The sequence below is a fragment of the Streptomyces sp. NPDC126510 genome (genome assembly GCF_040302345.1).
Taxonomy (GTDB): Bacteria; Actinomycetota; Actinomycetes; order Streptomycetales; family Streptomycetaceae; genus Streptomyces.
On sequence record NZ_JBEORR010000007.1, the window covers coordinates 194773 to 207429 of the forward strand.

At 72.7% G+C, this 12657-nt stretch carries 11 protein-coding genes; 1 reads left to right on the forward strand and 10 read right to left on the reverse strand.

Annotation, left to right across the window (positions count from 1 at the left end; all coding sequences use genetic code 11):
• Nucleotides 1-128 precede the first annotated feature (128 nt).
• The 6 genes from ABTX60_RS11965 to ABTX60_RS11990 form a co-directional block, all read right to left on the reverse strand.
• Complete coding sequence (locus ABTX60_RS11965; RefSeq protein WP_352096936.1) at nt 129-1250, reverse strand: LOG family protein; 1122 nt, start codon at nt 1248-1250, stop codon at nt 129-131.
• Nucleotides 1251-1274: 24 nt separating this feature from the next.
• On the reverse strand, nt 1275-1682 hold the full coding sequence (locus tag ABTX60_RS11970; RefSeq protein ID WP_352096937.1) for a VOC family protein: 408 nt from the start codon (nt 1680-1682) through the stop codon (nt 1275-1277).
• A gap of 116 nt (nt 1683-1798) precedes the next feature.
• The gene (locus tag ABTX60_RS11975; RefSeq protein ID WP_352096938.1) at nt 1799-3436 is read right to left on the reverse strand and encodes a hypothetical protein; all 1638 of its coding nucleotides are present in this window, start codon (nt 3434-3436) and stop codon (nt 1799-1801) included.
• Nucleotides 3418-4167, reverse strand: coding sequence for an ABC transporter ATP-binding protein (locus tag ABTX60_RS11980; protein WP_352096939.1), 750 nt, complete (start codon nt 4165-4167; stop codon nt 3418-3420). The genes ABTX60_RS11975 and ABTX60_RS11980 overlap by 19 nt, the downstream gene beginning before the upstream one ends.
• A 206-nt stretch (nt 4168-4373) precedes the next feature.
• Entirely contained in the window at nt 4374-5735 is a 1362-nt protein-coding gene (locus ABTX60_RS11985; RefSeq protein WP_352096940.1) for an aspartate aminotransferase family protein, read from the reverse strand.
• Between the two features lie 19 nt (nt 5736-5754).
• Nucleotides 5755-6294 (reverse strand): Lrp/AsnC family transcriptional regulator, encoded by a 540-nt coding sequence (locus ABTX60_RS11990; protein ID WP_352096941.1) that lies wholly within the window; start codon nt 6292-6294, stop codon nt 5755-5757.
• 164 nt (nt 6295-6458) lie between these two features.
• On the opposite strand from ABTX60_RS11990, the gene ABTX60_RS11995 reads away from it, so the two are divergent.
• Nucleotides 6459-7898, forward strand: a complete 1440-nt coding sequence (locus tag ABTX60_RS11995; protein WP_352096942.1) for a gamma-aminobutyraldehyde dehydrogenase — start codon at nt 6459-6461, stop codon at nt 7896-7898.
• A gap of 60 nt (nt 7899-7958) precedes the next feature.
• Here ABTX60_RS11995 and ABTX60_RS12000 read toward each other — a convergent pair whose 3' ends face one another.
• From ABTX60_RS12000 to ABTX60_RS12015, 4 genes are read right to left on the reverse strand one after another with little or no spacing between them, the layout of a single operon-like run.
• Nucleotides 7959-9668, reverse strand: a complete 1710-nt coding sequence (locus tag ABTX60_RS12000; RefSeq protein ID WP_352096943.1) for an NADase-type glycan-binding domain-containing protein — start codon at nt 9666-9668, stop codon at nt 7959-7961.
• Entirely contained in the window at nt 9665-10225 is a 561-nt protein-coding gene (locus tag ABTX60_RS12005) for a phage tail protein (protein ID WP_352096944.1), read from the reverse strand. The genes ABTX60_RS12000 and ABTX60_RS12005 overlap by 4 nt, the downstream gene beginning before the upstream one ends.
• 28 nt (nt 10226-10253) lie before the next feature.
• Complete coding sequence (locus tag ABTX60_RS12010; RefSeq protein WP_352096945.1) at nt 10254-12215, reverse strand: putative baseplate assembly protein; 1962 nt, start codon at nt 12213-12215, stop codon at nt 10254-10256.
• The gene (locus tag ABTX60_RS12015) at nt 12215-12655 is read right to left on the reverse strand and encodes a GPW/gp25 family protein (protein WP_352096946.1); all 441 of its coding nucleotides are present in this window, start codon (nt 12653-12655) and stop codon (nt 12215-12217) included. The genes ABTX60_RS12010 and ABTX60_RS12015 overlap by 1 nt, the downstream gene beginning before the upstream one ends.
• Between the last annotated feature and the right edge of the window lie 2 nt (nt 12656-12657).

Here is a 12657-nt window from a genome sequence, read left to right on the forward strand (position 1 = left end):
TGCGAATGCGGGGGGCTGAGGCAGTGCTGACTGGGCATCAGCACTACCGTGAGGCTCTCAGGTCTATAAGCGCCGCATAAGTAGTGTCAACGCATATGCAGCCTGCAAGCACTTGCTTTGCCTTCTTATTAACCGCCGAGACGTTTCAACGCCTCGGGCGCCTCCTCGATCCGCTCCACCAGCGCGATCCGCGCCTCCATCGAGCGCCCCCCGGCCAGCGACCGCAGCAGCGGCCACGCCGGCAGCTTCTCCGTCCAGTGCACTCGGTTCACCAGCACCATCGGCGTGGGTTCGCCGCGCGACTCGTAGTAGTTGGGCGTGGCGTTGTCGAAGATCTCCTGGACGGTCCCGGCGGCTCCCGGCAGGAACACCACGCCCGCGTTCGACCGGGCCAGCAGGCCGTCCTCGCGGGTGGCGTTGGCGAAGTACTTGGCGATGTGGGAGGCGAAGGCGTTCGGCGGCTCATGGCCGTAGAACCAGGTCGGGATGCCGACCGAACGGCCGCCCTGGGGCCAGCGAGCGCGTATCTCGAAGGCGGCGGCGGCCCACTGGGTGATGGACGGGGTGAAGTGCGGTGCCTTGCCGAGGAGTTCCAGCGACTCGGCGAGCATCGTGTCGTCGAAGGGGGCGGCGTAGGCGCCGAGGTTCGCCGCCTCCATGGCGCCCGGGCCGCCGCCGGTCGCGATCGTGAAGCCGGCCCGGGCCAGCTCCCGGCCGAGCCGTGCGGCGCCCGCGTACTCCTCGGTGCCGCGGGCCATCGCGTGACCGCCCATGACGCCCACGACCCGGGCGCCGGACAGGAGTTCGTCGAGCGCGTCCGAGACGGAGTCGTCGTGGATCGAGCGCAGCATCGACGCGTGGATGTCGCGGTCCGCCTTCGTGCGCTGGAACCAGGCATAGGCGAGGGCGTCGGGCGTGGCCTCGTAGCCGTCGGCCAGCGACGCGAAGAGTTCCTCCGGGGAGTAGACCAGGCCGCGGTACGGGTCGAACGGCAGACCCGGGACCGGGGGGAAGACGAGGGCGCCGTCGCCGCGGACCTTCGCGGCCGCGTCCTCGCGCATCGCGCAGCCGAGGAAGACCGCGCCCGCCGTGTCGTGGGTGAGCAGTTCGCGCGTACGGTCCGTCAGATCGATGGCTTGGACGCGGTGTCCGGCGAGGGTGCCGCGTGCCGAGACGGTCGCGTCGAACTCCTCGAGGCTCTCTATCTCACGGTCGTCGTGGTGGGCCGCATGGGCGGGCATCGTCTGCACGCGCCCATGCTGGCACAGCCGCCGTCAGCCCTGGACGGCCGCCGGGTCCATCCACACGACCTCGAAGGTGTGGCCGTCCACGTCGTCGAAGGCGCGGTCGTACATGAAGCCGTGGTCCTGGGTCTCGCCCGAGACGGAACCGCCCGCCGCGACCGCCTTCTCGACCAGCTCGTCGACCTTCTCGCGGCTCTCGGCGCTCAGCGCGATCAGCACCTCGCTGGTCTTCGTCGAGTCCGCGATCTCCTTCTTGGTGAACTGGAGGTACTTCTCCCTGGTGTGCACCATGACCACGATGGTGTCGCTGATCACGACCGAGGCGGTCGTGTCGTCGCTGAACTGCTCGTTGATCGTGAAGCCCAGCTCCGTGAAGAACTTCTTCGAGGCGCCGAGATCGCCGGTGCACAGGTTCACGAAGATCATCTGCTGGTACATGCGAGGTCTCTCCCATCACGTCCGTGTCGTTACGCGGGATAGACCGGGGGCCGGACCGGAACTCATCGCCGCACGGAGACTTTCTCCGCACGAGTTTTCCGGCGGGAGCCGCGGCCTCAGCGCGCCAGGGGCAGCGCCGCCAGTTCCGCCACCGTCAGGGTGAGGGGACCGAACAGGGCGAGCAGGGCGCCCGCGCGCAGGGCGGCGGCGCCGCGCAGCATCGTGGCGGGGGCGCCGAGCCGCAGCAGCGCGGCGGTGGTCCCGGCTCGGGCCTGACGGGCTTCGACGGCGGCCGTCAGGAGCGTCGCCGTGGTGCAGCCGGTCACCAGGACCACCCCGAGGGTGGTGAGCGGACCGAGCGCGAGTCCGTCCGGGGCGTGCAGCAGAGCCATGGCCCACGCGGCGGACAGGACCGCGCAGACGACGCCCAGGGGCCGCCCGATGCGGACGGACTCCGCCATGAGGATGCGGCCGGCCAGGAGCCGCCGGGCGCCGGGGCGGGCCGACTGGAGCAGCCGTCCGCACAGATGCGTCAGGCCCGGACCGGCCAGGGCCAGGCCGACGACGGCCAGCGCCCAGCCCGCCATCACGCCGGGGGAGGCGCCGGAGAAGGACAGGTCGGGGGGCGAGGGCGCGGTGCGGCTCGTGTAGCTCTCCACCGCGAGGCCCGCGGCCAGCACCGTGATGCCCCAGGGCAGACCGGAGGGGGCGGCGGTGGTGTCCGGCAGGGCCGCGTCGGGGGCGGTGAGGCCGTCGGGGGCGTCGAGGGTCGCGTGGTGCGGGCCCGGGTGCCTTGCCAGAGCTCCGGCGGGGCTGATGGCGCCTGCCGCGTCCGGCTCCGCCGCGCGCGGGCTGAGCCACTGGGCGGGATCGCCGGCCGGGGCGCTCGCGGCCGCTGCGGCCGAAGGGGGGGCCGCGGGGAGCCGGGCCGGGCCCCCGGCGTCCGTCTGCGGGCCGGCCGGCTCAGCCGGTCCGGCGAGCGTGTGGCCCGGCACCCGGGCCGGAGGGGCCGCGACCGCGCTCACCGACGCGCCGGGACCCGCGACCGCCGCCGAGGCCGGCTCGCTCGTCCGGGCCGCGGGCGGGCCGCTCTTCGCGGCGGGCTCGGCGGCGTGGCCGCCCGTGGGCCGGACGATCTGCCGACCGAACCGGCCGTACGCCCCGAACGTCTCACGGGTGCTGGTGCGCCGGTACGCGCCGAACCGGCCGTACGTCCGGGCCGCCCGGGTCCCGGTGGGCCCCGCCTCGCGCGGCCGCAGGGCCAGTGCCACCGCCACCGACGTGCCGACGGGCACGAGCGACAGCAGGGTCAGAGCTGCCGGGAGCGGCAGGGGCAGGCCCGCGGCGAGGGACTCGGCGGCGGCGCCGTCGAAGGGCATGCCCGTCAGGTCGCCCCGCAGGTGCAGGAAGACGAGCAGGGCCAGCATCGAGCCGAGCGTGCAGGACAGGGCCGTCGTCGTCGCCGAGACGGCCATCATGCGCACCGGGCCGAGGCCGATCGCCGAGAGAGCGGCGCGGGGCTTGGTGGCGGGGTCGGTACGGGCGACCGCGACCGCGAAGTACACCGTGGCGGCCGTCGGGGCCGCGCACCAGACCAGTCGCAGCGCGGCGGAACCGGGGGCGCCGGGGTGCCCCAGCGCGTAGCCGAGGGCACAGAGCAGCAGGAAGCCCGTGCCCGCCGAGGCGGCCGCCACCAGGAGACGGCGCAGCTGGACGGCGGGGTGGGCGCCGCGGGTCAGACGGAGAGCGAGCACGCCGCCCGGCCTTCCGGCTCGTTGGTCTCGGCGACCGGCGGGAGGTGCACCGTCTGCACGCGCCGCCCGTCGAGCAGGGACACCGTGCGGTCGGCGAGGGCCGCGGTCTCCGCGTCGTGGGTGGCCAGGACGACGGTGATGCGGTGGGAGCGGGCCGCGGTGGTGAGGGTGCGCAGCACATGAGCGCGGTCCGCGCGGTGCAGGGGAGCCGTGGGCTCGTCGGCGAACAGCACCGAGGGCGCGGGGGCCAGCGCGCGGGCGATGCAGACCCGCTGCCGCTGGGCCTGCACCAGCTGGTGGGGTCGTTTGCGGGCGCTGTCGCCGACGTCCAGGCGCTCCAGCCACTCCAGGGCCACGGTCTTGGCGCGGCGCCGGCTGGTGCCGCGCAGCATCAGCGGAAGGGCGGTGTTCTCCCAGGCGTTGAGCTCCGGGACCAGGGAGGGGGCCGGGTCGATCCAGCCGAAGCGGTCGCGGCGCAGCCGTTCGCGGGTGAGGGGGCCCATGGTGTGCACGGGCACGCTGTTGAACCAGACCTCGCCGCGCCGGACGGGCACCAGGCCGGACAGGCACCGCAGCAGGGTGGTCTTGCCGCTGCCGCGCGGGCCGCTCAGGGCGAGGATCTCGCCCTCGCGCACGCCGAGCGAGACGCCGCAGAGCGCGGGCGAGCCGTCGTCGTGCTGGAAGTGCAGGGCGCGTGCCCAGAGCACGTCGTTGTCCGGCGGGGCCTCCATGCGCGTACACCTCGGTTCAGATCCGTAGTTCCCGTGCCATCCCCCGTGCGGGGGAACGAAGGCAGGGCCGATCGGTCACTGGGCACGCTAGGCAGAAGGCGGCGGGTCGCCGGACAGCACGCGGCCCCGGGCCGCCGTTTCTCACTCGAACGGGCGGCACCGGGGCCGGTGTTGATCATCCAGGCAGACGATCGGAGCGACGGGCGTCAGAGCTTCGTCCACGCCTCCGTGAGGGTGGCGCGCAGGATCTGCTCGATCTCGTCGAACGTCGACTGGTCGGAGATCAGCGGCGGGGCGAGCTGGACGACCGGGTCGCCGCGGTCGTCGGCGCGGCAGTACAGGCCGTTGTCGTACAGCGCCTTGGACAGGAAGCCGTACAGGACGCGCTCGGTCTCCTCCTCGTCGAAGGACTCCTTGGTGTGCTTGTCCTTCACGAGCTCGATGCCGTAGAAGAACCCGTTGCCGCGGACGTCGCCGACGATCGGCAGGTCGTGGAGCTTCTCCAGGGTGGAGCGGAAGGCGCCCTCGTTGTCCAGGACGTGCTGGTTGAGGTTCTCGCGCTCGAACAGGTCGAGGTTGGCCAGGCCCACGGCCGCGGAGACCGGGTGGCCGCCGAAGGTGTAGCCGTGCAGGAAGGTGTTGTCGCCCTTGTAGAACGGCTCGGCCAGGCGGTCCGAGATGATGCACGCGCCGATCGGGGAGTAGCCCGAGGTCATGCCCTTGGCGCAGGTGATCATGTCCGGCACGTAGTCGAACTTGTCGCAGGCGAAGTACGTGCCCAGACGGCCGAAGGCGCAGATGACCTCGTCCGAGACGAGCAGCACGTCGTACTGGTCGCAGATCTCGCGCACCCGCTGGAAGTAGCCGGGCGGGGGCGGGAAGCAGCCGCCCGCGTTCTGCACCGGCTCCAGGAAGACCGCGGCGACGGTGTCGGGGCCCTCGAAGAGGATCTGCTGCTCGATCTGGTCGGCGGCCCAGCGGCCGTAGGCCTCGGGGTCGTCGCCGTGGATCGGGGCCCGGTAGATGTTGGTGTTCGGGACCTTGTGGGCACCCGGCACCAGCGGCTCGAAGGGGGCCTTCAGGGCCGGCAGGCCGGTGATGGACAGGGCGCCCTGCGGGGTGCCGTGGTAGGCGACCGCGCGGGAGATGACCTTGTGCTTGGTGGGCTTGCCGACCAGCTTGAAGTACTGCTTGGCGAGCTTCCAGGCGGTCTCCACCGCCTCACCGCCGCCGGTGGTGAAGAAGACCTTGTTGAGGTCGCCCGGCGCGTGCCCGGCGAGGCGCTCGGCCAGCTCGACGGCCTTGGGGTGGGCGTAGGACCACACCGGGAAGAACGCGAGCTCCTGCGCCTGCTTGAAGGCGGTCTCGGCGAGCTCGACCCTGCCGTGCCCGGCCTGCACCACGAAGAGGCCGGCGAGGCCGTCCAGGTAGCGCTTGCCCTTGTCGTCGTAGATGTACGTGCCCTCGCCCCGGACGATGGTGGGGACGGGGGCCTTCTCGTACGACGACATGCGCGTGAAGTGCATCCACAGGTGGTCGTACGCGGACTGGGAGAGGTCCTTGCTCACGGCTATCGGGTCCTCACGGTTATCGGGTTCCCCACATGTAGGTCTGCTTCTTGAGCTTGAGGTAGACGAAGCTCTCGGTGGAGCGCACTCCGGGCACGGCCCGGATGCGTTTGTTGATGACGTCGAGGAGGTGGTCGTCGTCCTCGCAGACGATCTCCACCATCAGGTCGAAGGAGCCCGCCGTCATCACCACGTACTCGCATTCGGACATGGCCGACAGCGCGTCCGCGACCGACTCCACGTCGCCCTCGACGTTGACGCCGACCATCGCCTGTCTGCGGAAGCCCACGGTGAGCGGGTCCGTGACGGCGACGATCTGCATCACGCCCTGGTCGAGCAGTTTCTGGACGCGCTGGCGCACGGCCGCCTCCGACAGGCCCACGGCCTTGCCGATGGCGGCGTACGGCCGGCGGCCGTCCTCCTGGAGCTGCTCGATGATGGCGAGGGACACGGCGTCCAGCTGCGGCGAGCTGCCGTTCCTGGACTCGCGGGAGGGCTCGCGGGACTCCCGCGAGCCCTTCTGATCTGCGCTTCGACTGGCCACGAGGTCACTGTGCACGAGGTCTCGACACTTCCGCAAGCCTGGATCGATGAAATTCGTTGTTTCAGTCCTCTACTCCTGCGGATTCCGCACGATCGAAGGGAGTGGGGGTGTTGAAAACGTGGGTCGGCCGACTAGGGTGGGTGTCTCAAGTACTGGACATCCGAACTGGAGGGCCGGCAGTGAGCACCGAGCTGCGTCGTCTGCGCAACTACATCGGCGGTGAGTTCAAGGACGCCGCCGACGGACGGACCACCGAGGTGGTCAATCCCGCGACGAGCGAGGCGTACGCGACCGCTCCGCTGTCCGGGCAGGCGGACGTGGACGCCGCGATGGCGGCGGCCGCCGAGGCCTTCCCCGGCTGGCGCGACACCACGCCCGCCGAGCGCCAGAAGGCCCTGCTGAAGATCGCGGACGCCTTCGAGGAGCGCGCCGAGGAGCTGATCGCGGCCGAGGTGGAGAACACGGGCAAGCCCATCGGGCTGACCCGCTCCGAGGAGATCCCGCCGATGGTCGACCAGATCCGCTTCTTCGCGGGCGCGGCGCGGATGCTCGAGGGCCGCTCGGCCGGTGAGTACATGGAGGGCCTGACCTCCATCGTGCGCCGCGAGCCGGTCGGTGTCTGCGCGCAGGTCGCGCCGTGGAACTACCCGATGATGATGGCCGTGTGGAAGTTCGCCCCGGCGATCGCGGCGGGCAACACCGTCGTGCTGAAGCCGTCCGACACCACCCCGGCCTCGACGGTCCTCATGGCCGAGATCATCGGCGCGATCGTCCCCAAGGGCGTCTTCAACGTCATCTGCGGCGACCGCGAGACCGGCCGCATGATGGTCGAGCACGACACCCCGGCGATGGCCTCCATCACCGGTTCGGTGCGGGCCGGCATCCAGGTCGCGGAGTCCGCCGCCAAGGACGTCAAGCGGGTCCACCTGGAGCTGGGCGGCAAGGCCCCGGTCGTGGTCTTCGAGGACACCGACATCGCCAAGGCCGTCGAGGACATCTCGGTCGCCGGCTACTTCAACGCCGGCCAGGACTGCACGGCCGCCACCCGCGTGCTGGTGCACGAGTCCATCCACGACGAGTTCGTCTCCGCGCTGGCGAAGGCCGCCTCCGAGACGAAGACCGGGCAGCCGGACGACGAGGACGTGCTGTTCGGCCCGCTCAACAACCCCAACCAGCTCAAGCAGGTCGAGGGCTTCATCGAGCGGCTGCCCGCGCACGCGCGCGTGGAGGCCGGCGGCAAGCGGGTCGGCGACACGGGCTACTTCTACGCGCCGACGGTCGTCTCGGGCCTGAAGCAGACCGACGAGATCATCCAGAAGGAGGTCTTCGGCCCGGTCATCACCGTGCAGTCCTTCTCCGACGAGGAGCAGGCCGTGGAGTGGGCCAACGGCGTCGAGTACGCGCTGGCCTCCTCCGTGTGGACCAAGGACCACGGCCGCGCCATGCGGATGTCCAAGAAGCTCGACTTCGGCTGTGTGTGGATCAACACGCACATCCCGCTGGTCGCCGAGATGCCGCACGGTGGCTTCAAGAAGTCCGGCTACGGCAAGGACCTCTCGGGCTACGGCTTCGACGACTACACGCGCATCAAGCACGTGATGACGTCGCTGGACGCGTAAGCGGGTCGGACACGACCGAGCGGCCCCGGACGGCTCGTTCCGTCCGGGGCCGCGGCGTACTCAGGTGCCGTTGGCGCTGGACGGGCCGAAGAACTCGATCTCCGCGATGGCGACCTGCTTCTTCGCCGAGGTGCCGTAGGCGGAGTCGATGGTGAAGCGGACGGCGGTGACCTCCCCGACGCGGAAGGCGCGCCGCTGCGGGCCCGCTCCCTGGTCGAGGGTCAGACTTCGGGTCGTGGTCCGGCCGTCCTTGCCGGTGATGGTGGCCGTCAACCGGTGCGGCAGCGCCGACTTCGCAAGCTCGTCGGCGCGTGTGGACGTGCCCGGGGTGATGACGAGGTCCAGCAGCCGGGTGGGCTGGTCGAAGCGGGCCTCGATGTACTGGCCCCGGCCCGTCTCGGACACGCCCGGGCCCCACCAGCTGTCGTTGATCTTGTCGAAGGCCAGCTCCGGCTTGTGGCCGGGGTAGGAGCGCGAGGCGCTGTAGCGGTCCGGTGAGACCGGGGCGCGCTTGGCGAAGTGGTCGCGGGTGGCCTGGATGCCCTGCGGGATGTTGACCGCCAGGGCGATCAGCAGGGCCAGGACGAGCGCGATGCCCAGCCAGGACAGGACCCGGTCGAAGGTGCGGCGCAGCCGGGGGCGGTCGCCCGCCCAGGGTGTCTCCCGGGAGCCGAACGGGCCGAGCCGCCGCCACCAGGGGAGCCGGGCCGGGGCCGGCCCGTCACCGGCCATGGGCATCGCACACCGCGCGCAGAAGTGCCGCTCGGGGCGGTTGCGCGTGGCACACCAGGGGCAGGGCGTGCCGCCGTCGACGCCGTGCTCCTCGCCGGGGGCCCGGACGGAATCGGGGCGCTGGGGGGTGGGACGGCCGGGCAGGACAGGGGCGACCGAGGGCTCGGCGGCGGGGCGCGGTTCGGCGTCGGTGACCGGGACGAGGAGCCGTCGGGCCCGGGTGTGGATGCCCTGGGTGGTGGAGGGGTCCGGGTCCTGGGAAGCCGGGGGAACGGGCCGGGTGGGGGCGGTGCCGTCCGGGGCCGGAGGGGCGGTGGCGGGCGGGCGGCTCGGATCGCCGGCGGGTGTGTCGTGGTGGCCCACGGGGTGGGAGGGGGTGGTGCCGGGCTCGGGTCGCTGTGCGTCCCGGGCGCCGGCGGCCGCTTCTTCCGGGGCGGTGTCGGTGGCGGGGGCGGCGGGGGTTCGCGTGGCGGTCGCGGCATGCGGTGCGCTGCCGGTGCCGACGTGCTCCCGGGTTGTGAGGGGAAGGCCCGTACCTCCGTCCGGGCGGGTGAAGGCGTTCCACCCGGGGTTGGCGTCGCCGGGGGCGGCTGTGGCAGCCGGCCCGGACGGGGGCGGCGTGGTGGATGCCCCTCCTGCCTCGCTGCCGGGGGCAGCGGACGAGCGGCCGGTTGCGGTGCTTCTGGCGGCATGGGTCGTGCTGGCGGGCGGGGCGCTGCCGGTGGCGCCGGGTGCGCCGGCGGATGCGGCGCCGGAGGCACTGGACGTGCTGCGGGGCGGGGCGCTGTCGGAGGCACCGGAAGATCCGGCTGTTCCGGGGTTCCTCGCGGCGCCGGACGAGTCGGCCGTCGCGGTGTTTGCGGGGGCACCGTACGAGCCGGCCCCGGCGGCGCTTCCGCCGGCGTCGGACGGGCTGCCGGTCGTCGTGCTTCTCGCGGCCCCGTCCGTCCAGCTCAGTACGGACCCGCACGCGTCGCAGAACGACTGGCCCGGTTGCGCGCGGGTGCCGCAGTCGGCGCAGTTCTGGGGGGTCGTCATGGGTGCGGGGTCCTCTCGGGGGTGGCGGTCACCTGGACGGTGCAGGGCATGTGGGCGGGGCGGGCGGCGGACACGAGGGTGTCCAGGCGGTGCCGGTCCGCGGGGGTCGGGGCGGGCAGGCGCAGATGGACGTGGAGGCGGGGGCGCGGGTCGCCGGGGAACGGGCCCAGCGGGCGGGCGTTCCACGACGCGCCGCCGCTCTCCGTGATCTCGGGCTCCACGCCGAACGCCAGCCGGACCGCCTCGGACAGCCCCCGCCGGGTGCCGCGGATGCGGTGCAGATAAGCGGCGGCGGCCACCGCGGCCCGCAGCAGGGGCTCGGGTTCGTCGCCCTCCGTCTCCGCACCGACCCAGCTCCCCAGCCACTGGGCGAAGTCGAGCGGCGCGAGGGACGGACGGAAGTAGGTGTCGAGACAGTCCAGCACGCTCAGGATCGGGGCGAGGACGTCGTCGAGCCCGCCCACGAACCGCTGGGCCAGGTCGTCGTCGGCGAACACGGCCGGCAGCATCACACCGATCGGCGCGGAGGATCCGAGGCCGTCGACGGAGCCCCTCATACGCCGCCCCCCTTCAGCGACGGGCCCATCAGGATCCGTCTCCGATCACCCGGACGCGGTGGTCGAAGGAGAACACCAGCGACGGCGCCGACAGGTCGATCCGGTCCGTCGGCTCGCCGCGTTTGCCGCTGAGCGGGTCGGCGGGGTGCAGGATCACCTCGTCGACGAGTTCGACCCCCGGCACGCGCTGGAGCACCGCGAACACCTCCCCCGACTGGACGGGCCGCCCGAACGGCCAGCCCCTGCCGTCGGCACCGCCGGTCAGCGGATCGAGGTGCCGGTACAGGGCGTCGTGCGCCTGCCGGCGCACCCGGTCGGTGTCGACACCCCGGAAGGCGTGCACCGTCGCCACGACCGTGACGCCCTGGTAGTACGGCGGACCCACCGCCAACCGGGTCCCGATCAGGCGCCGTTCGTCCAGGTGCCGGGTGATGCGGTCCAGCAGGGCGTCCCCGGGCACCAGTTGCTCGAAGCGCAGCCGGCCGCCCGGGTCCGGTACGGCCTGCGGCACCACCAGCACCCGTACCGCGTAGGCGCCGTGCTCACCCTCCTCGCCCTCCAGGCACGTGATGCGCGCGGTCTCCGGGGCGGCGCGGCGGGCCAGTTCCTCGTAGTCGCGCAGGGTCACGGCCCGCTCCTGGGCGCGCAGCGTGATCGGGGCCCGGACCTTCGCCTCCTCGACCGTCTCCCCGTCCACACCGCCGCGCGCGGCCTCGCGGTTGACGACCTCGGAGACGTACGGGATGGAGGTGCGCAGGATCCGCACGGCGCCGCGTGCCACGTTGCCCGCGCGGCCACCGCCCGTGCGGTAGCGGCGGGCCCGCACGGGGGAGCCCTTGGGGGCGACCGCCCCGTACTGCCGCAGCGAGCCGTCGGGTTCGCGCACGGCCGGGCCGAAGGCGATCTCGCCGGTCGTGGCGTCGAGCGTGACGTGCCGGTCCTCGGGTCCGGAGGACGCGAAGTTCGGTACGACCCGCCAGTCCGCCCAGCCGTCGTGCTCGGCGGTCTGCAACAGCACCGGCGGGTCGTCCCCGACGACCGGCGCGTGCGCCAGCCGCAGCCGTTGCCCCGGCAGCCCGGTGGACTCGCCGAGTGCCTCGCCGCGAACGGTCTCCGCGTGAACGGCCCCGGTGGTGCCGCCGATCGTGAACGCCTCGGCGGCCCGCACGGTGGGTGACGTGGTGTAGAAGGGCTGGCCCGGCAGGGGGTCGGTGACCCGGCAGCGCAGCCAGCCCGCCTCCTGGCCGGCGTTGCGGGACAGCACGTGGCCACCGGGGACGTGCAGGACGACCTCGCCCGGCCGGTTGAGGCCGCCGGTGCCGTCCCGGTCCACCTCGCAGGGCTGCCAGCCGTCCGCGGTCCACGCCTCCCACACCAGCGGCGGCTGCCGCGGGTCCACGCCGACGCCGTCCACCCGGCTGTCCAGGTCGAGGGCGACCGCGCAGTGCGGCACCGCCGCCGTCAGGCCGAGCACCATGGCGTCACCAGGGCCGGGCGACTCGGCGAAGCACAGGACGTCCTTGCCGTCCTCGGCGAGGTCGTGCGTCCGGTCGGCCACCGGCTCGCCCCGGTGCTGCACCAGCAGATGACGCAACGCGCTGGGGACCACCGTCAGTTCGCGCTCGGTCGCGAAGACGACCGCCTCCTCGCTCTCGGTGCGCAGCGTGGCGACCTCCGTGCCGACCGGCACCCGCACCGCCTCCTCCTGCGGCGCCGACAGCCAGAACGTCATGTCGGTGCGGGCCGCGGACGGCGGGAACAGGGTGATCCCGACGAGGTCCAGGAACGCCAGGTGGTTCTTCTCCGGCACCCGGTTCAGCCGGTAGACGATCTGGTCGGCCATGTGGGCGACCGTCTCGACGAGCGTGACGCCGGGGTCGGAGACGTTGTGGTCGGTCCACTCCGGGGCGCGCTGCTGGATGTAGCGCTTGGCGTCGTCGACGAACTGCTGGAAACGGCGGTCGTCGAGGTTGGGCGAGGGCAGGGCCATCAGCGGTCGCTTTCGGGGGCGGCGCCCGCGCCGGGGGCGTCGGGCTCCTCGTGGGACGGAATGACGTAGAACGGGAAGACCAGGCTGCGCGGGTTGTTGGTGCCGCGGATCGAGTAGCGGACGTCGATGTAGAGGACGCTCTGGTCTCCGCCGGCGGTGACCTCGACGTCGTCGACCTCGATGCGCGGCTCCCAGCGGTCCAGGCTGACGTACACCTCGTGCTGGATGCGGCCCGCGGTCTGCTCGTTGACCGGCGCGAACACCAGGTCGTGGATCGCGCAGCCGAAGTCCGGGCGCATCGGTCGTTCGCCCGGCGCGGTCGACAGCACCAGCCGGATCGCCTCCTCGACCTCCCGCTCGCCGCTGACCAGGGCGATCCCGCCGGTCGGCCCGATGCGCAGCGGGAAGGACCAGCCGGAGCCGACGAACTGCTCGGCCATCA

Bases quoted from the DNA above. Each gene is read 5' to 3' on its own strand.
- ABTX60_RS11970 (WP_352096937.1), bottom strand. From the start codon at position 1,682: ATGTACCAGCAGATGATCTTCGTGAACCTGTGCACCGGCGATCTCGGC.
- ABTX60_RS11980 (WP_352096939.1), bottom strand. From the start codon at position 4,167: ATGGAGGCCCCGCCGGACAACGACGTGCTCTGGGCACGCGCCCTGCAC.
- ABTX60_RS12000 (WP_352096943.1), bottom strand. From the start codon at position 9,668: ATGACGACCCCCCAGAACTGCGCCGACTGCGGCACCCGCGCGCAACCG.
- ABTX60_RS12005 (WP_352096944.1), bottom strand. From the start codon at position 10,225: ATGAGGGGCTCCGTCGACGGCCTCGGATCCTCCGCGCCGATCGGTGTG.
- ABTX60_RS12010 (WP_352096945.1), bottom strand. From the start codon at position 12,215: ATGGCCCTGCCCTCGCCCAACCTCGACGACCGCCGTTTCCAGCAGTTC.
- ABTX60_RS12015 (WP_352096946.1), bottom strand. From the start codon at position 12,655: ATGGCCGAGCAGTTCGTCGGCTCCGGCTGGTCCTTCCCGCTGCGCATC.